This window comes from Tenacibaculum sp. TC6 (assembly GCF_050606265.1).
Classification (GTDB): Bacteria; Bacteroidota; Bacteroidia; order Flavobacteriales; family Flavobacteriaceae; genus Polaribacter.
Map to the genome: position 1 here is coordinate 1 of NZ_JBOCUK010000035.1, position 16,293 is coordinate 16,293.

18 protein-coding genes are annotated in these 16,293 nt (G+C 31.6%); 11 read left to right on the forward strand and 7 right to left on the reverse strand.

Annotated elements, in window-relative coordinates; all coding sequences use genetic code 11:
* Nucleotides 1-93: 93 nt before the first annotated feature.
* The 3 genes from ACQY1Q_RS14740 to ACQY1Q_RS14750 are packed head-to-tail and all read right to left on the reverse strand — an operon-like array spanning nt 94 to nt 1,732.
* Entirely contained in the window at nt 94-831 is a 738-nt protein-coding gene (locus tag ACQY1Q_RS14740) for an AAA family ATPase (protein ID WP_431006089.1), read from the reverse strand.
* Nucleotides 832-838: 7 nt separating this feature from the next.
* A complete protein-coding gene (locus ACQY1Q_RS14745) occupies nt 839-1,441 on the reverse strand; it encodes a MarR family winged helix-turn-helix transcriptional regulator (protein WP_431006090.1) in 603 nt (200 codons plus the stop codon).
* Nucleotides 1,442-1,498: 57 nt separating this feature from the next.
* Nucleotides 1,499-1,732, reverse strand: coding sequence for a thioredoxin family protein (locus tag ACQY1Q_RS14750; protein ID WP_431006091.1), 234 nt, complete (start codon nt 1,730-1,732; stop codon nt 1,499-1,501).
* A 101-nt stretch (nt 1,733-1,833) separates the two neighbouring features.
* Between ACQY1Q_RS14750 and ACQY1Q_RS14755 the strand changes: the two genes are divergently transcribed.
* From ACQY1Q_RS14755 to bioA, 4 genes are read left to right on the forward strand one after another with little or no spacing between them, the layout of a single operon-like run.
* Nucleotides 1,834-2,985, forward strand: a complete 1,152-nt coding sequence (locus ACQY1Q_RS14755) for an aminotransferase class I/II-fold pyridoxal phosphate-dependent enzyme (RefSeq protein WP_431006092.1) — start codon at nt 1,834-1,836, stop codon at nt 2,983-2,985.
* Between the two features lie 11 nt (nt 2,986-2,996).
* Nucleotides 2,997-3,374 carry a DUF2007 domain-containing protein gene (locus ACQY1Q_RS14760; RefSeq protein WP_431006093.1) on the forward strand — a complete coding sequence of 126 codons (378 nt, stop codon included), beginning with the start codon at nt 2,997-2,999 and terminating at the stop codon, nt 3,372-3,374.
* The gene (gene bioD / locus ACQY1Q_RS14765) at nt 3,374-3,985 is read left to right on the forward strand and encodes a dethiobiotin synthase (RefSeq protein ID WP_431006094.1); all 612 of its coding nucleotides are present in this window, start codon (nt 3,374-3,376) and stop codon (nt 3,983-3,985) included. The genes ACQY1Q_RS14760 and bioD overlap by 1 nt, the downstream gene beginning before the upstream one ends.
* Nucleotides 3,982-5,247, forward strand: coding sequence for an adenosylmethionine--8-amino-7-oxononanoate transaminase (bioA, locus tag ACQY1Q_RS14770; RefSeq protein WP_431006095.1), 1,266 nt, complete (start codon nt 3,982-3,984; stop codon nt 5,245-5,247). Before bioD ends, bioA begins: the two co-directional genes overlap by 4 nt.
* Here bioA and ACQY1Q_RS14775 read toward each other — a convergent pair.
* Entirely contained in the window at nt 5,233-5,664 is a 432-nt protein-coding gene (locus ACQY1Q_RS14775) for a cytochrome c oxidase assembly factor Coa1 family protein (protein WP_431006096.1), read from the reverse strand. The two genes, bioA and ACQY1Q_RS14775, sit on opposite strands and share 15 nt — an antisense overlap.
* Nucleotides 5,665-5,780: 116 nt before the next feature.
* Here ACQY1Q_RS14775 and ACQY1Q_RS14780 point away from each other — a divergent pair, with 116 nt between their 5' ends.
* From ACQY1Q_RS14780 to ACQY1Q_RS14790, 3 genes are all read left to right on the forward strand, one after another.
* Nucleotides 5,781-6,938: a beta-ketoacyl synthase N-terminal-like domain-containing protein gene (locus ACQY1Q_RS14780; RefSeq protein WP_431006097.1), complete on the forward strand. Its 1,158-nt coding sequence runs from the start codon at nt 5,781-5,783 to the stop codon at nt 6,936-6,938.
* A gap of 65 nt (nt 6,939-7,003) precedes the next feature.
* On the forward strand, nt 7,004-8,104 hold the full coding sequence (gene bioB, locus ACQY1Q_RS14785) for a biotin synthase BioB (RefSeq protein ID WP_431006098.1): 1,101 nt from the start codon (nt 7,004-7,006) through the stop codon (nt 8,102-8,104).
* Between the two features lie 123 nt (nt 8,105-8,227).
* On the forward strand, nt 8,228-9,100 hold the full coding sequence (locus ACQY1Q_RS14790; RefSeq protein ID WP_431006099.1) for a cupin-like domain-containing protein: 873 nt from the start codon (nt 8,228-8,230) through the stop codon (nt 9,098-9,100).
* Between the two features lie 67 nt (nt 9,101-9,167).
* Here ACQY1Q_RS14790 and ACQY1Q_RS14795 read toward each other — a convergent pair whose 3' ends face one another.
* Nucleotides 9,168-9,776, reverse strand: a complete 609-nt coding sequence (locus ACQY1Q_RS14795) for a superoxide dismutase (RefSeq protein ID WP_431006100.1) — start codon at nt 9,774-9,776, stop codon at nt 9,168-9,170.
* A gap of 124 nt (nt 9,777-9,900) precedes the next feature.
* Nucleotides 9,901-10,938, reverse strand: coding sequence for a class 1 fructose-bisphosphatase (fbp, locus tag ACQY1Q_RS14800; protein ID WP_431006101.1), 1,038 nt, complete (start codon nt 10,936-10,938; stop codon nt 9,901-9,903).
* 161 nt (nt 10,939-11,099) lie between these two features.
* Here fbp and ACQY1Q_RS14805 point away from each other — a divergent pair, with 161 nt between their 5' ends.
* Genes ACQY1Q_RS14805 through ACQY1Q_RS14815 form a run of 3 tightly spaced genes read left to right on the forward strand, consistent with a single transcriptional unit; the run spans nt 11,100 to nt 14,710 of the window.
* Nucleotides 11,100-11,582: a GNAT family N-acetyltransferase gene (locus ACQY1Q_RS14805; RefSeq protein WP_431006102.1), complete on the forward strand. Its 483-nt coding sequence runs from the start codon at nt 11,100-11,102 to the stop codon at nt 11,580-11,582.
* Between the two features lie 3 nt (nt 11,583-11,585).
* Nucleotides 11,586-12,848, forward strand: a complete 1,263-nt coding sequence (locus ACQY1Q_RS14810) for an aspartate kinase (RefSeq protein ID WP_431006103.1) — start codon at nt 11,586-11,588, stop codon at nt 12,846-12,848.
* Nucleotides 12,849-12,892: 44 nt separating this feature from the next.
* Nucleotides 12,893-14,710: a GNAT family N-acyltransferase gene (locus tag ACQY1Q_RS14815; protein WP_431006104.1), complete on the forward strand. Its 1,818-nt coding sequence runs from the start codon at nt 12,893-12,895 to the stop codon at nt 14,708-14,710.
* Nucleotides 14,711-14,813: 103 nt separating this feature from the next.
* Here ACQY1Q_RS14815 and ACQY1Q_RS14820 read toward each other — a convergent pair whose 3' ends face one another.
* A complete protein-coding gene (locus tag ACQY1Q_RS14820; RefSeq protein WP_431006105.1) occupies nt 14,814-15,323 on the reverse strand; it encodes a cation transporter in 510 nt (169 codons plus the stop codon).
* Between the two features lie 93 nt (nt 15,324-15,416).
* On the opposite strand from ACQY1Q_RS14820, the gene ACQY1Q_RS14825 reads away from it, so the two are divergent.
* Nucleotides 15,417-16,289, forward strand: coding sequence for a DMT family transporter (locus tag ACQY1Q_RS14825; RefSeq protein ID WP_431006106.1), 873 nt, complete (start codon nt 15,417-15,419; stop codon nt 16,287-16,289).
* Nucleotides 16,290-16,293 lie beyond the last annotated feature (4 nt).

Here is a 16,293-nt window from a genome sequence, read left to right on the forward strand (position 1 = left end):
TTATGATGTAAATTATAAAAGTACTTTGGTTTAAAAAAGTATAAAATTTACTTGTTTTTTACCTCAGTTCTTTGTTGTATACTAGCAATATTATCAATTATTAAGCTGTTCATGAGTTAGTTTTTCTTTTGCTTTTTCTTGATTAATGATTTGCTTTTTTACCTGATTAAAAACTAAATCTTTAGCCTCTGCATAAGAAATGGCATATTTCTTTTGAATATTATGGAATTTCTCAGGAAACCTCTCAAGTAACGAGCAATAGTAAACATCTAATTCTTTATCATTGGGTACAATAAATTCCATTGTTGTTTCAAAGCGTCTTAATAAGGCTTTATCAATAGCATGCATGTGATTAGTAGCGCAAATAAGAAGTACGTTGTTAGGTAAATAATCTATAAGTTGAATGAGAGTATTAACTAAACGCTTCATTTCACCGGAATCTTTGGTGTCATAATCTCGTAATTTTCCAACAGAATCAAATTCATCTAAAAACAAAACAGCATTTTCTTTAGCTGCTTTTTTAAATATGGTATTTACATTTTTTGCTGTTTCTCCTAACCTTGATGATACAAATTCGCTTAAATCTAAAGTAATTATTTTTTTATCCAGTTCTTTAGCAACGGCTTTAGCCGTTGCTGTTTTACCACAGCCGCTGTCACCAAAAAAAAGTAATTTATGTGTGGTGTGTAAACCATATTGACTCAGTACATTTAAGTATTTGAATTCATCAAGTATATGATTTATTTTCTCCTGATTTTCACTGCTTAAATGTAATTGATTTAACGGTTCACTTATAATGTTTGGGGATGTTGTTATATCGTAAGAAGTCATAACGTAATTAATGTTCTGTAGGTTGATGTTCAGGGCAATCTATTCGTAGTTCATTTGTCTTTAGTTCCAATTCTAACAACTTACAATAATGAGTATTGTTACTAAACATATAATTGGAGCAGGTATTACACATTCTTTGAATAGTAATTATATCTGCTTTATTTAAACTGGTAATTAAATTGAGTAAACCTTCTAGTATAATTTCTTTTTGTGTTAACGAAAGTTGACTAATTGTTGTTTCAATAGGTTTGGTAAAAATCGAACTTTGTCTGGCAATTACGGTTCCCTTTTCGCTTAAAGAAATAGTATAACTTCTCGTGTCATTTTCATCATCTTCCTTACGAATAAGTTCTTTTCTATATAAAGCTTTAATGCTATCACTAATGGTAGCTTTTGTCATATTAAATTCTTTAGCCAAATAACTAACTTTACACTTTTCTTTTGGGTGGAATAATAAAAAAACCAGAATTTGAACTTGTATAGGACTTAAAGAATTTTTTTTACCTTCTTCCCATAAAAGAACTCTGAAAGCCTCTGAAATTCTTTCGAGTGATACAACTATTTTACTCTCAATTTTTTTATCTTGGATTTTCGGATCAAATGAAGACATATATAAAAGGTTTTGCTTTACAAAATTAGTAATCCTAACAATGTAAAGCAAAAAAAATTAACCTTTTAAGTCATCAATAGAAGCTCCGAAGTTTATATGTAAAACATTTCCACTTGGAGTTACAAGAGCCGGAACCGATTTTACATTTTTTGTTTCTGCTTCGCTCACTTTTTGAGTTTCCTCTCCTAAATGAACAATTTCTACTTTGTCTAAACCAATCAATGAAATGATTTCTTGTTCAGCACTTACACATACAGGACAACCTGCGTGATAAAAAATGGACTTTTGCATAATCTTATGTTTTTAAATTAGTATTACAAATATAGTAAGGATTCCTAATTATAAAAAATATTTGTGATTTTTTTAATAAAAACTCTTGTACTTTTGTTTTTATGAATGTACCGGATAAGCTTCAAAAAAAAATTGAAGAAAGACAACATAATAATCTACTGAGAAGCCTTGGAGATACAACCAACTTGATTGATTTTTCTTCTAACGATTATTTGGGGTTGTCTAAGTCAAAGGAACTATTTGTAAATACACACCATTTTTTAGCCGAAAACCTAATTTTTGAAAATGGAGCTACCGGATCCAGATTATTGTCGGGTAATCACTCGTTATATACCGAAGTAGAAGAAGAGTTATGTCAAATTCATCATGCTGAAGCAGCCCTACTTTTTAACTCAGGTTATACGGCAAATTTGGGTTTTTTCTCCTCGGTGCCTTTGAGAGGAGATATAATTTTATATGATGAATTAATACACGCGTCTATTAGAGATGGTATTCAATTATCTAATGCCAAATCCTATAAATTCAAACATAATAATGTTGAAAATTTAGCAGAAAAATTAGCGGCATTACAACAAGGCTTACAAGCAGAAAATCAGGAGATATATGTTGTTACTGAATCTGTATTTTCTATGGACGGAGATATGCCAAATTTACTAGAGTTGGTTGACCTATGTGAAAAATATAAAGCATATTTAATTGTTGATGAAGCTCATGCCTTAGGAGTGTTAGGTAATAAAGGTTTAGGTTTAGTGCAAGATTTACAACTGGAAAATAAAGTTTTTGCCAGAATTATAACGTTCGGAAAAGCTTTGGGATGCCATGGAGCTGTAGTTTTAGGAAGTAAAACGTTAATCCAGTTTTTGATTAATTTTTCCAGAAGTTTTATATATACAACAGCTTTGCCTCCTCACGCTTTAGCTACAATTAAAGTTGCATATGATTATATGTTAAGCGTAAAAGGAAAAGGCTTGCAAAAAGATTTACACGAAAATATCAGTTACTTTTTGTCTGAAACAAAAAGACTCGAAATAAAATTTATTCCCAGTAAAACAGCTATACATTGCTGTATTATATCAGGAAATAAAAAAACAAGAGATTGGGCTAAAAAACTCCAAGATTTTGGATTTGACGTAAAACCTATTTTGTCGCCCACAGTACCTGAGGGTAAAGAAAGACTGCGTTTTTGTTTACATAGTTTTAATAGTAAAAAAGAAATAACTCAGGTTTTAGAGAAGCTTAGTACCTTTGTTTAGAAATAATAAATATGAATAAAGATTATATAATTCTTGCTGTTTTTGAATATTTAACAGAAGCACAACTTGTAAAAACAAAACTAGACTCAGAAGGAATTCGAACCATGTTAATGGATGAAAAAACAATTGACTCAGATCCTTTGTTAAGTCAAGCTATTGGAGGAGTTAAACTCTTAATTCATAATGAAGATATTGATAAGGCATTACTTATTTATAACGAGATAAGAACTTATGAAAAAGATGTAGAAGGAAAAGATATACACTGCCCTAAATGTAACTCTACAAAGATTTTAGTGGCGCCTATTCAACGTAAAAACTTGTTTTATATGTTGTTTCCGTTTTTTGAAAAAAGAAAATTGATATGTAACCATTGCAAAACTATTTTTTAATGCAAAAAAAATATTTTATCACAGGAATTTCTACTGAAGTTGGAAAAACAATTGCTTCAGCAATACTTACAGAAGCCTTAGAAGCCGATTATTGGAAACCTGTACAATCTGGTGAGTTGGAAAACTCTGATACACATAAAGTAAAAAAGTTAATTTCAAATCAAAAATCTGTTTTTCATGCTAATGCCTATGCACTACATACACCAATGAGTCCGCATGCAGCGGCAAAAATTGATGAGGTATGTATTGATATCCATTCAATAATAGAACCAAAAACACGAAATCATTTAATAATAGAAGGAGCCGGAGGTTTACTTGTTCCGTTAAATGATACCCATACTATTTTAGATATTATAAAGCCGGATTATAAGGTTATTGTTGTGTCGCGTCATTATTTAGGAAGTATTAATCATACATTATTAACAGTAAATCTGTTAAAGTCTAAAGGAATTGATGTTTCTATAATATTCTCAGGAGCTGAACAACCATCAACAGAAGAAATTATTAGTAAAATGACGGATGTGCCTATTATAGGAAGAATAGAAGAAGAGCCTTATTTTGATCAAAATGTAATTAAGGAATACGCAGAACTATTTAAAGAAAAACTATGACACTTAAAGAGCGTGATAAAAAACATTTGTGGCATCCGTTAACCCAACACAAATTACACCCGGAACATATTGCTATACGTAAAGCTAAAGGAGTTTTATTATACGATGAGGAAGGTAAAGATTATATAGATGGAATTGCTTCGTGGTATACTTGTATGTACGGACATTGTAACGATTATATTACTCAAAAAGTTTCTGAACAATTACAACAATTAGATCATGTTGTTTTTGCAGGTTTTACTCATGAACCAGCTGTAAAACTCTCAGAAGAACTTATAAAAATACTTCCTGATAATCAACAGAAAATTTTCTTTTCAGATAACGGTTCTACTTCTGTAGATGTTGCTATTAAAATAGCACTTCAATATCATTTCAACCAAGGAGATAAACGAAGTAAAATCATTGCGCTTGAAGATGGATTTCACGGAGATACTTTTGGAGCAATGTCTGTTTCAGGATTGTCTGTTTATAATGGTCCTTTTGAAGATTTTTTTATTGATGTAGCCAGAATTCCGGTACCAACCAGTGAAAACTTTAATGAAGTTAGAGTACTTTTTGAAAAACTGGTTAAGGAGCATCAAGTAGCCGCCTTTATTTATGAGCCTCTTGTTCAGGGAGCAGCAGCTATGAAAATGTATGATTCTGAATTGTTAGATGAATTACTTCAAATAGCACAAAATAATGGAGTAGTAACTATTGCTGATGAGGTAATGACCGGTTTTGGAAAGACAGGGAAAAACTTTGCTTCTGAATATCTACAAAACAACCCCGACATTATTTGCTTATCTAAATCGTTAACAGCCGGTTTAGTTCCTATGGCTATTACCAGTTGTTCAGAAAAAATATACAATGCCTTTTTAAGCGAAGAGTTAGGTAAGGGGTTTTTTCACGGGCATACCTACTCTGCGAACCCTGTAGCATGTACAGCAGCCTTAGCAGGAATAGAGTTGTTGCAAACCCAAGAAATTAAAGAAAATATTCAGCGAATAATAATTGCCCATCAACAATTTGATGAAAAAATAAAGAATCATCCTAAAGTAAAAGAAACACGACAATTAGGAGTTATTTATGCTTTAGATTTAAATATTGAAATGGAACGGTATGGTAATTTACGTTACCAGTTGTTTAATTTCTTTATGGAGCATGGGGTGTGTTTACGCCCTTTAGGAAGTACAATCTATATATTGGCGCCTTTTGTAATTGCTGAAGAACAATTACAAAAAATATACAGAACTATTGAAAAAGCATTAGATACTTTCTAATGCTTTTTCTAATAAATTAATTTCTTCCTGAGTTTCTTTAATACGAACATAAAGTTCTTCAAAAACCCATTTTCCATCTGTTTTAATTCCTTTTACAATTAAATCTCCTTCACCTTTATTCCCTTTTATAGGAATAGAAAAATCAACAGTTCCGTCATTATTGTGAAGAGAAATATTTCCGTTAGGAAAACCATCTTTTTCAATAGGTTCCCCTAATAATGAAATAACTTTTGAGTTTTGTGAAGCTTGTTTAATGGCATATTCAACAGGAGTAGAATTTGTAATGAGTTCAGAAACTCCAAAAATGGCAGCTCCAATTCCAAAGACAAATAATAAAATAATCCCTAAACATCCGCTTAAAGGAATAAACCATAACCAGTTTCTACCAAACCAACTTTTCTGTTTTTGCTGTGACATACTAATTTTTTTAATAAGACTTAAATCTGTTTAATTTGTTACAGATAGTTAAAATCTTAGATAATTTAAGAAATAGTCGTGATAATTAGTTTTATTTTTGCGCAAATTTTTAGGGTTTGAACAAAAAAATATCCATTACCTCTATTGCGTCGGTATCAGCATTAGGAAGTTTGTTAGAGGAAATTTGGCTTAACTATAAAAATGACTCTCATTTTTTAAGCGTTAAAGATTTTGAAAAATTCAAAGCATGGGTAGCCGAAATTCAAGAATCGGATAAAGAGCGAATAGAAAAACTTAGGCTATCTGAAGCAAAGTATAAAGATTTAGATGCTTCTGTACTGTATGCATTATATGTTTCAAGAAATGCAATTAGAGAGGCCGGTTGGAAAGCTTCTGATAATTTTGGAGTAAATATCGGTTCATCACGAGGAGCAACTTCGTTGTTTGAAAAATATTACAAAGAATTTCTTGAATCCGGAAAATCATCTACTATAAGTTCTCCAACTACTACTTTAGGTAATATATCGTCATGGATAGCCCATGATTTACAAACGATGGGACCGGAGATTTCACACTCCATAACTTGTTCAACAGGATTGCATGCATTACTAAACGGAGTAGCCTGGATTCAGTCTGGTATGGCTAATAAATTTTTAGTAGGAGGAAGTGAAGCAGCCTTAACCGATTTTACAATTGCTCAAATGCAAGCCCTGAAAGTATATGCGAAAAACAATGATGACTATCCGTGTAAAGCATTAGACTTGACTAAAACTAAAAACACCATGATTTTAGGAGAAGGAGCATCAGTAGTGTGTTTAGAAGAAGGAGAGAAAGAAAATGCCTTGGCTTATATAGAAGGAATAGGGTATGCTACAGAAGTTTTAAAACATAATATTTCGATATCCACAAATGCAGATTGTTTTCAGAAATCAATGCAAATGGCTTTGAAAGAAGTTTCAATAGACGAAGTAGACGCTATTGTAATGCATGCTCCCGGAACTATAAAAGGTGATACTTCTGAAATTAATGCCATAAAAAAAGTATTTGGTAACGAAACACCATTTTTAACGACCAACAAATGGAAAGTCGGACATACGTTTGCCTCCTCTGGGTTGTTAAGTTTAGAGTTGGCTATTTTAATGTTGAAAAACCAAAAAGGAATACAAGTTCCTTTTATTACACAACAAGAAGAGCCCAAACAACTAAAAAAAGTATTAGTTAATGCGGTAGGTTTTGGCGGAAATGCCGTGTCTGTTTTAATAGGTAAAAAGTAAAAAAAAATATAATTTATTATTAGTACTTTTGACTTCTCAAACAACTAACAAGTAAACTTAAGTTTATGAGCAAAGTAAGAAATGACTGGACTAAAGAAGAAATTTTAGCAATATATAATAAGCCGTTAATGGAGCTTTTGTATGAAGCGGCAACGACTCATAGAAAATATCATGATCCTAATACGGTACAGGTAAGTACCCTAATATCAATAAAAACCGGAGGATGTTCTGAAGATTGCGGATATTGTCCACAAGCAGCAAGATATCATACCGATATTGATGGAAATGATTTAATGACTGTTAATCAGGTTAAAGCACAAGCTTTAAGAGCTAAGGAAGGTGGTTCATCAAGAGTGTGTATGGGAGCTTCTTGGAGAAATGTTAAAGATGGTCCGGAGTTTGATCAGGTATTAGAAATGGTGAGAACAATCAATAAATTGGATATGGAAGTTTGTTGTACACTAGGAATGGTTACTGAAAATCAAGCAAAAAGATTAGCGGAGGCAGGGTTGTATGCATACAATCATAATATTGATACTTCAGAAGATTATTATGACGATGTAATTTCTACCAGAGCATTTAAAGATAGAATTGATACTATTGAAAATGTTAGAAAAACAAATGTAACGGTGTGTTCAGGTGGTATTATAGGAATGGGAGAAAGCTTAGAAGATAGAGCCGGAATGTTAGAAACATTAACTCGTTTTTCACCGCATCCCGAATCTGTGCCAATTAACGCATTAGTAGCAGTTGAAGGAACTCCTTTAGAAGATCAACCACCTGTGAATATTTTCGAAATGGTAAGAATGGTAGCTACAGCACGTATTGTTTTACCGGAATCGCAAGTGCGTTTATCAGCAGGAAGAACGCAAATGAGTAGAGAAGGACAAGCTATGTGTTTCTTTGCCGGAGCAAATTCAATTTTTGCAGGAGATAAATTATTAACAACTCCTAACCCGGATATAAATGAAGATATGAAAATGTTTGAAGAGCTAGGATTAAATCCTCAAAAAGCATTTTTTAAACATGAACAAAGAGAATCTGTTGAAGCTAAAGATTCTCAATATGAAGCATTGGGTGAAAAACCAAAGTGGACCAGACCTGAGCATAAGATTGAAAGAAATGAATTAAAAAAACAAGAAGCATTAGAATTGCGTAAGAAATAAGTTTTTTATACATAGTATTTTGAAAAGCACTCGCTAATCATTAGTGAGTGCTTTTTTAACAAATGGAACTATAAAAAACTTCATAACAATTTCTTAACTTTGCTCCTTGAAAAAATTGGAAGTATGGGACTACAATTACAGCAAGTAGATAGAGTTGAAACCATTACTAAAGAAGACTTTATCAAAAATTATTTTAAACCACAAAAACCGGTGGTTATAGAGCGTTTTATTGAGGATTGGCCAGCATATTCAAAATGGTCTTTAGATTATATGAAAGAGGTAGCCGGAGATAAAATAGTTCCTTTATATGATGACAGACCCGTAGATTATAAAGATGGCTTTAATGAACCGCATGCTACGATGAAAATGAGTGAGTATATCGATTTGTTAAAAAGAGAGCCTACGAAGTTTAGAATATTTTTATGGAATATTCTAAAGGAAATACCACAACTTCAAAAAGACTTTAAATTCCCTGATTTTGGGTTAAAGTTAATGAAGGGGTTGCCTATGTTGTTTTTTGGAGGGCAAGATTCTTATACCTTTATGCATTATGATATAGATTTAGCTAATATTTTTCATTTTCATTTTGAAGGAAAAAAGAAATGTATTCTGTTTAATCAAAAACAAAACAAACATTTATACAAAATACCACACTCTCTAATTACAAGAGAAGATATAGATTTTAATAATCCTGATTTTGAAAAGTGGCCGGCACTTAAAAATGCTCAAGGATTTGTAGCTGAGTTAGAACACGGAAATGTTTTATACATGCCGGAAGGATGGTGGCACTATATGCGCTATGTAACTCCAGGATTTTCTATGAGTTTAAGAGCTATTGCCAGAAATCCGAAAAATTTAGGTAAAGCGGTTTATAATATATTTATCATGAGAACAATTGATAATTTTATGCGCAGAATAAAAGGGCAAAAATGGATTGATTGGAAAAATGAACAAGCTATTATTAGAACTAATAAAGTTAATAATGTTAGTATCTAAAAAACTATTAAGCATAAAAAAAGGACTTGAGTACTCAAGTCCTTTTTTTATAAAGTTACGCTACTTATTATTTAGCTTCAGCATATCTTCTTTCAACCTCATTCCAGTTAATTACATTAAAGAAAGCTTCAATATAATCAGGACGACGGTTTTGATAGTTTAAGTAATATGCGTGTTCCCATACATCTAATCCTAAAATAGGAGTACCTCCACAAGTAACACCTGGCATTAACGGATTATCTTGGTTAGGAGTTGAACATACTTCTACTTTACCTCCTTTGTGTACACACAACCAAGCCCATCCTGAACCAAACTGTGTTGCGGCAGCTTTAGAAAAAGCATCTTTAAAGGCTTCAAATGAACCAAATTCAGCTTCAATAGCATCTTTTAATTCTCCTGATAAACGTCCCTTACCTTCCGGATTCATTACTGTCCAAAATAAAGAGTGATTATAAAATCCACCACCATTATTACGAACAGCCATGTTGTTCATATCTAAGTTTGTTAAAATATCTTCTATAGATTTTCCGTCTAAATCAGTACCTTTAATAGCGTTATTTAAGTTTGTAGTGTAACCGTTGTGGTGTTTACCATGGTGAATCTCCATAGTTCTAGCATCTATATTTGGTTCTAAAGCATCGTAAGCGTACCCTAATTCTGGTAATTCAAAAGCCATAATTTTTTGTTTTTTAAAATGGTTAAATTTTTTGTTTTACAAGGGTAAAGTTAACTCAAAAAAATAAGGCAAACAACCGTTTGCCTTACTGAAAACTTATTTAAGTATAAATATTAATTATTCTCTATTCATAAACAGGCTTGTCATCAGCAGAAAACTCGTTCATAAAACTTTCTGCTTTTTCTACTAATTGCTTGCTTCCACAATAAAAAGGAACACGTTGATGTAATTCCGTTGGTTGGATGTCTAAAATACGAGTAAAACCATCAGAAGCTTTACCACCTGCTTGCTCACAAATAAAAGCCATAGGGTTACATTCATATAATAAACGTAATTTTCCTTTAGGATTAATTTCTGTAGCCGGATAAATATAAACACCTCCTTTAATCATGTTTCTATGAAAATCTGAAACCAATGAACCAATATAACGAGCAGTATAAGGTCTGTTATCCTCTTTATTCAATTCTTTACAATGAATTAAAAAACGTTTCATTCCTTCTTGAAAATGAGTAAAATATCCCTCGCTAACTGAGTAAATCTTACCAATTTCCGGATATTCCATGTTAGGATGTGATAAATAAAAAGTTCCTATGGCCGGATTTAGAGTAAATCCATTAACCCCGTTTCCGGTAGTAAATACTAACATAGTTGAGGTTCCGTAAGCAACATAACCGGCGGCTACTTGCTCACTACCTTTTTGTAAAAAATCTTCTTTGGTAACAGGTGTTCCTACAGGAGAAACTCTTCTGTATATAGAAAAAATAGTTCCAACAGAAACATTTACATCAATATTAGAAGAACCATCTAAAGGATCCATTAATAAAACGTACTTGTTTTCATTGCTTTTATTTTTACCTTCAACAACAATAAAATCATCTTCTTCTTCACTAGCAATACCACAAACAATTTCTCTGTTGATAAGAGTTTGTTTAAATAGGTCATTAGCTAATACATCAAGCTTTTGTTGCGCTTCACCCTGAACATTAATATCTCCGGCGGCACCTGTAATATCAACTAGTCCTGCTTTTCTAATTTCGTGGTTGACAACCTTAGCAGCTAAACGAATTGAATTAATTAAACGTGATAATTCACCTGATGAATATTTGAAAGATTTTTGATTGCTGATGATAAATTCACCAAGCGTCATGTGCTTATTATTCATGTTAAAAATTTCTCTGGTTGTATGTACAAAGATGCCAACTTTTTACATTTCTACAACGATTTTACAGCTTAAAATTTTCAACAAAATAAAATGATGTGTTTTAAATTTTAGGTTTATTTTTAAGGAGAAGTTTTCAAAGTATCTTTACAAAAAATATAACCATGAGTTTTACTATTAGAGAAGGAGAGGCAAGAGATGTAAAAGCAATTCTTAATTTAATTCAGGAATTAGCTGATTTTGAAAAATTACCCAATGAAGTTGAATTGACTACGGAAGATTTGATGAGAGATGGATTTTCTAATCAGCCAAAGTTTAAAACATTTATAGCAGAAGAATCTGATGGAAACATAGTTGGTATGGCACTTTTTTATGAACGATATTCTACCTGGAAAGGAAAAATTATTCATTTAGAAGATTTAATGGTAACACAATCTAAAAGAGGGATTGGAGCAGGAAAAGCTTTGTATACAGCCGTGTTAAAATATGCACACGAGCAAGGCTGTAAACGTGTTTCTTGGGAAGTGTTAGATTGGAACAAGAGTGCTATAAAATTTTATGAAAGTACAGGCGCTAATATTTTAGATGGCTGGCAAGTTGTACAAATGAATGAAAGAAAATTACAAGAATTTGTGAAGAATAACTAAATAATGAGAATATTTAAGTTTGGAGGAGCTTCTGTAAAAGATCCGGAAGCTGTGAAAAATGTTGCCAGAGTTTTGCAACATGAGGGTACAGAAAATACTTTAGTAGTCATATCAGCAATGGGAAAAATGACTAACGCTTTTGAGGTGCTGATTGATGCTTACTATAATAAAAAGAACAATTTAAACGAGGCGTTAACTTTTATACAAGATTTCCATTTTACAATGCTTCAAGGGTTATTTTCTACAGAAAGTCATGAAGTATATTCAAAAGTAAATTCGCTTTTTGGAGAATTAAGTGGGTTCATGATTCGTAATGAGTCTCGTAACTATAACTATGTGTACGATCAAATGGTAGGTTATGGAGAACTTTTGTCTACTATCATTGTAAGTGAATATTTACAAGAAATAGGAATACAAAATACATGGTTAGATGTTAGAGAGTTTATTAAAACAGATACTGATTACCGTGATGCTAAAATAAATTGGGAGCTTACTGAACAAATAATTCAAGAAAAAGTTAACACTACTCAATTAAATATTACTCAAGGTTTTTTAGGAAGTCATGAGCAGCAAACTACTACGTTAGGAAGAGAAGGGTCAGATTATACTGCAGGAATTTTTGCGTACTGTTTAAACGCAACAAGTGTAACTATATGGAAAGATGTTGAGGGAGTTTTAAATGCAGACCCAAGAGTGTTTTCTGAAACACAACTGTTAGAAGAAATTTCGTATGCTGAAGCTATTGAAATGGCTTTTTATGGAGCGTCGGTAATACATCCTAAAACCATACAACCTTTAGAGAAAAAAAGCATCCCTCTTTTTGTTCGTTCATTTGACGATTTAACTAAAAAAGGAACAAAAGTAACGAAAGGAGTATTGCTTAAGCCATTAACCTCATGTTTTATTGTAAAGAAAAATCAGATTTTAATTTCTATTTCTGCTAAAGATTTTTCTTTTATGGTAGAAGATAATATTAGTCATGTATTCCGAAAATTACACGATTACCAATTAAAAGTAAATCTGATTCAAAATTCAGCATTAAGCTTTTCTGTTTGTGTTGATGACAAGTTTAACAATTTTGAAGCGTTTTATGCTAAGTTACAGGAAATGTATGTGATTAAGTCATATAAGGAGGTAACTTTATATACAATTCGACATTTTAATGATGAAGCTATAGACTCGATAAGAAAGAGAGGTAAATCAATTATTCGTCAGATAAATACCGAAACGGCTCAATTAGTCATCCAAGAAAACATGCATAGCTAATAATTTTGCGTTATATTTGCAGTTACGTCTAACTGTATCTAAATATGGGATTAGTAACACCTAAAGAAGTCGCAAAAGCAATTGGAGTTGATAAATTTGGAGTTTTCGGAGTATTTTCGGGATGGTTGTTAATGAAGATTTTGCGAATTTCTAAAGCTAATGAAGTTTACAATAAACATAAACATAAAAAGGATTTACCCTTTCTTAATGGCTTGTTAGAAGAATTTCAAATAGAATTTGAAATTCCTGAAGAAGATTTAAAAAGAATTCCGAAAGAAGGGCCTTTTATTACGATATCAAATCATCCGTTAGGAGGAATTGATGGTATCTTATTACTTAAATTATTAGTAGAACATAGACCTGATTATAAAATCATTGCTAATTTTTTACTGCATAGAATTGAGCCCTTAAAACCTTATGTAATGCCTGTTAATCCTTTTGAAAATCATAAGGATGCTAAATCTAGTGTAACCGGTATAAAAAATGCCTTATTGCATTTACGAGAAGGGAAACCTTTAGGGATTTTTCCTGCAGGTGAGGTATCAACTTATCGAGATGGTAAGTTAATGGTCGATAAAGAATGGGAAGAAGGAGCGGTTCGTTTAATTAAAAAAGCAAAAGTACCGGTAATTCCTATTTATTTCCATGCTAAAAACAGTAAGCTGTTTTATATTTTATCTAAAATTAGTGATACGTTACGTACTGCTAAATTACCTTCAGAACTTTTATCTCAAAAGAATAGAGTTATTAAGGTAAGAATTGGTAAACCTATTTCTGTAAAAGATCAGGATTCATATGCTGAAATACCTGATTTTTACCAGTTTTTACGTAGAAAAACGTATATGTTGGCCAATCCTTTTGAAAAAGCACCACAAAAGATTTTATCGTCACAAAACTTAAAAATACCTAAAAAAGCTAAAAAGATAACATCTCAAAAAACACCTGATTTATTTGTAAAAGAGGTAGAAAAATTGAGAGAATCAGATGCTCGTTTGCTGAAAAGTAAAAATTATGAGGTGTTTTTTGCAAGTGCAAAGCAAATTCCTAATCTACTACATGAAATAGGAAGATTGCGAGAAATTACGTTTAGAGAAGTTGGAGAAGGAACAAATAAATCGTTAGATCTTGACAAATATGATAAATACTATTACCACATGTTTTTGTGGGACAGTGATATCAATAGTTTAGTAGGAGCCTACAGAATGGGGCTAGGAAAGGAGATTTATAAGCGCTACGGAATTAACGGATTTTATATTCAAACACTGTTTAGAATTGAGCCTGAGTTACACCCAATGATGGAAGCTTCTATTGAAATGGGTAGAGCATTTATTATAAAAGAATACCAACAAAAACCGATGCCTCTTTTCCTTCTTTGGAAAGGAATTGTTCATGTAACTTTACGTTATCCTGAGCATAAATATTTAATTGGAGGGGTAAGTATTAGTAATCAGTTTTCTGAATTCTCTAAATCATTAATGATTGAGTTTATGAAATCTCATTATTACGATCCATACATAGCTCAGTATATTCACCCTAAGAAAGAATTTAAGGTAAAGTTAAAGGATATCGATAAAGATTTTGTGTTTGATGAAACAGAGGCCGATTTACAGAAATTCGATAAAATTATTGATGAAATTGAACCGGGAGCTTTAAGAATTCCTGTGTTAATTAAAAAGTATGTAAAACAAAATGCGCGTTTAGTGGCTTTTAATGTTGATCCTAAGTTTAATAATGCAGTTGACGGGTTGATGTACATAAAAATTATAGATTTACCGGAAAGTACTGTAAAACCGGTAATGGAAGAGTTTCAAGCTGAATTAGAAAGAAGAGCAACAGAGGCGGCCAATCTTGGGATGCAATAGATATTGAGTAAAAACTAAAGTTTTAATTCAGTTAACTATAATAGTCATAAAAAAAGTCTCCGGTTTTAAACCGGAGACTTTTTCTTTTTTCTACGAAATTGTATTACGCTTTTTTAGCACAACACTCTTTTTTGCAATCCGGAGCGCAAGCTGTTTTATCGCCATCTTTTTGAGTGCAACATTCTTTTTTACATTCTTCCGAACATGTTTTTTTGTCAGCATTATTACAACATTCTTTTTTACAGTTGTCTCCACAAGACATTTTTTGAGTTGTAATTTCTGAAGTTTTGTAAGTATTACCGTCAGCAATACCGTCAATAAAGGCAATTAAGTCCTCTTTATTTGTTTTGTTAGCATCATATTTAACTACGGCAGTACTATCATTAAAAATAACTTTAGCTTCTAATACACCTTCTTTTTTAGAAAGTTTAGATGCTATTGTTTTAGCACAACCAATTTCGCAGGTCATCCCAGAAATAGCAAAACTAGCCTCTTCTATTTTTTCAGCTACTTGTTCTTTTGAAGCTTCAACTTCTTTTTTAGGTTCATTTTTACAACTGATAGCTAAAAAACTTATGAAAGTTATTAAAAATATGATTTTTTGAAATTTCATCACTTTTATTTATTGGGTTATACTGCAAATTTATCAATAAATTCAATTTTATGAATAGAAATAATCGACTTTTGTATCTAAAACAAGTTGGTAATGAATAAGCAACAACAAAAATGGCTGTATTTAGTAGTGCTTTCTCTTGTTTGGGGAAGTTCTTTTATTTTAATGAAAAAGGCCTTAATAGGTTTAACACCAATTCAATTAGGGGCTTTTAGAGTAATAATTACAGCGTTATTTTTACTGTTAATTGGTTTTAAAAAATTAAAAAACATACAAAAAAAGCATTGGAAGTGGGTGTTGCTAAGTGCTTTGTTAGGTACATTTTTTCCTGCTTTTTTATATGCCTTTGCTATTAAAGGAATTGATAGTTCTATTGCTTCAATATTAAATTCAATTACTCCTTTTAATGCACTTTGGATTGGTGCCGCATTTTTTAGTTTTTCGTTTAAAAAAAGTCAGTTAATAGGAATATTAATAGGCTTAGTTGGTACGGTAACTTTAATTATGCAAGGAGCAGATTTAAATCCTGATCAAAATTATTGGTATGCATTATTGCCAATTTTATCATCTATAGGGTATGCTTTTAATGTAAATATTATAAAGAAGTATTTACAAGATTTAGATGCACTGGCAATTACAACAGGAAATTTTATATTAATTATTGTTCCGGCTATTTTAGTATTGGTTTTTACAGACTTTTTTACAGAGTTTCAATTGAATTCAGAAACCAAATCAGCTTTAGGGTACATATTTGTTTTAGCAATTCTTGGAACCGGAGTAGCTAAAATATTGTTTAATAAATTAATTCAAATTTCATCTCCTGTTTTTTCAACTTCTGTTACTTATTTAATTCCTATAGTGGCAGTCATGTGGGGAATAGTTGATGGAGAGAAATTAAGTTTAATACAGTTATTAGCAGGAATTATTATTTTAATAGGTGTATACTTAGTTAATAAGAAAAAATAAGAGC

Bases quoted from the DNA above. Each gene is read 5' to 3' on its own strand.
- ACQY1Q_RS14820 (WP_431006105.1), bottom strand. From the start codon at position 15,323: ATGAAATTTCAAAAAATCATATTTTTAATAACTTTCATAAGTTTTTTA.
- ACQY1Q_RS14740 (WP_431006089.1), bottom strand. From the start codon at position 831: ATGACTTCTTACGATATAACAACATCCCCAAACATTATAAGTGAACCG.
- ACQY1Q_RS14790 (WP_431006099.1), top strand. From the start codon at position 8,228: ATGGGACTACAATTACAGCAAGTAGATAGAGTTGAAACCATTACTAAA.
- bioB (WP_431006098.1), top strand. From the start codon at position 7,004: ATGAGCAAAGTAAGAAATGACTGGACTAAAGAAGAAATTTTAGCAATA.
- ACQY1Q_RS14775 (WP_431006096.1), bottom strand. From the start codon at position 5,664: ATGTCACAGCAAAAACAGAAAAGTTGGTTTGGTAGAAACTGGTTATGG.
- ACQY1Q_RS14805 (WP_431006102.1), top strand. From the start codon at position 11,100: ATGAGTTTTACTATTAGAGAAGGAGAGGCAAGAGATGTAAAAGCAATT.
- ACQY1Q_RS14760 (WP_431006093.1), top strand. From the start codon at position 2,997: ATGAATAAAGATTATATAATTCTTGCTGTTTTTGAATATTTAACAGAA.
- bioD (WP_431006094.1), top strand. From the start codon at position 3,374: ATGCAAAAAAAATATTTTATCACAGGAATTTCTACTGAAGTTGGAAAA.
- ACQY1Q_RS14745 (WP_431006090.1), bottom strand. From the start codon at position 1,441: ATGTCTTCATTTGATCCGAAAATCCAAGATAAAAAAATTGAGAGTAAA.
- fbp (WP_431006101.1), bottom strand. From the start codon at position 10,938: ATGAATAATAAGCACATGACGCTTGGTGAATTTATCATCAGCAATCAA.
- ACQY1Q_RS14755 (WP_431006092.1), top strand. From the start codon at position 1,834: ATGAATGTACCGGATAAGCTTCAAAAAAAAATTGAAGAAAGACAACAT.
- ACQY1Q_RS14795 (WP_431006100.1), bottom strand. From the start codon at position 9,776: ATGGCTTTTGAATTACCAGAATTAGGGTACGCTTACGATGCTTTAGAA.
- ACQY1Q_RS14750 (WP_431006091.1), bottom strand. From the start codon at position 1,732: ATGCAAAAGTCCATTTTTTATCACGCAGGTTGTCCTGTATGTGTAAGT.
- ACQY1Q_RS14810 (WP_431006103.1), top strand. From the start codon at position 11,586: ATGAGAATATTTAAGTTTGGAGGAGCTTCTGTAAAAGATCCGGAAGCT.
- ACQY1Q_RS14815 (WP_431006104.1), top strand. From the start codon at position 12,893: ATGGGATTAGTAACACCTAAAGAAGTCGCAAAAGCAATTGGAGTTGAT.
- ACQY1Q_RS14825 (WP_431006106.1), top strand. From the start codon at position 15,417: ATGAATAAGCAACAACAAAAATGGCTGTATTTAGTAGTGCTTTCTCTT.
- bioA (WP_431006095.1), top strand. From the start codon at position 3,982: ATGACACTTAAAGAGCGTGATAAAAAACATTTGTGGCATCCGTTAACC.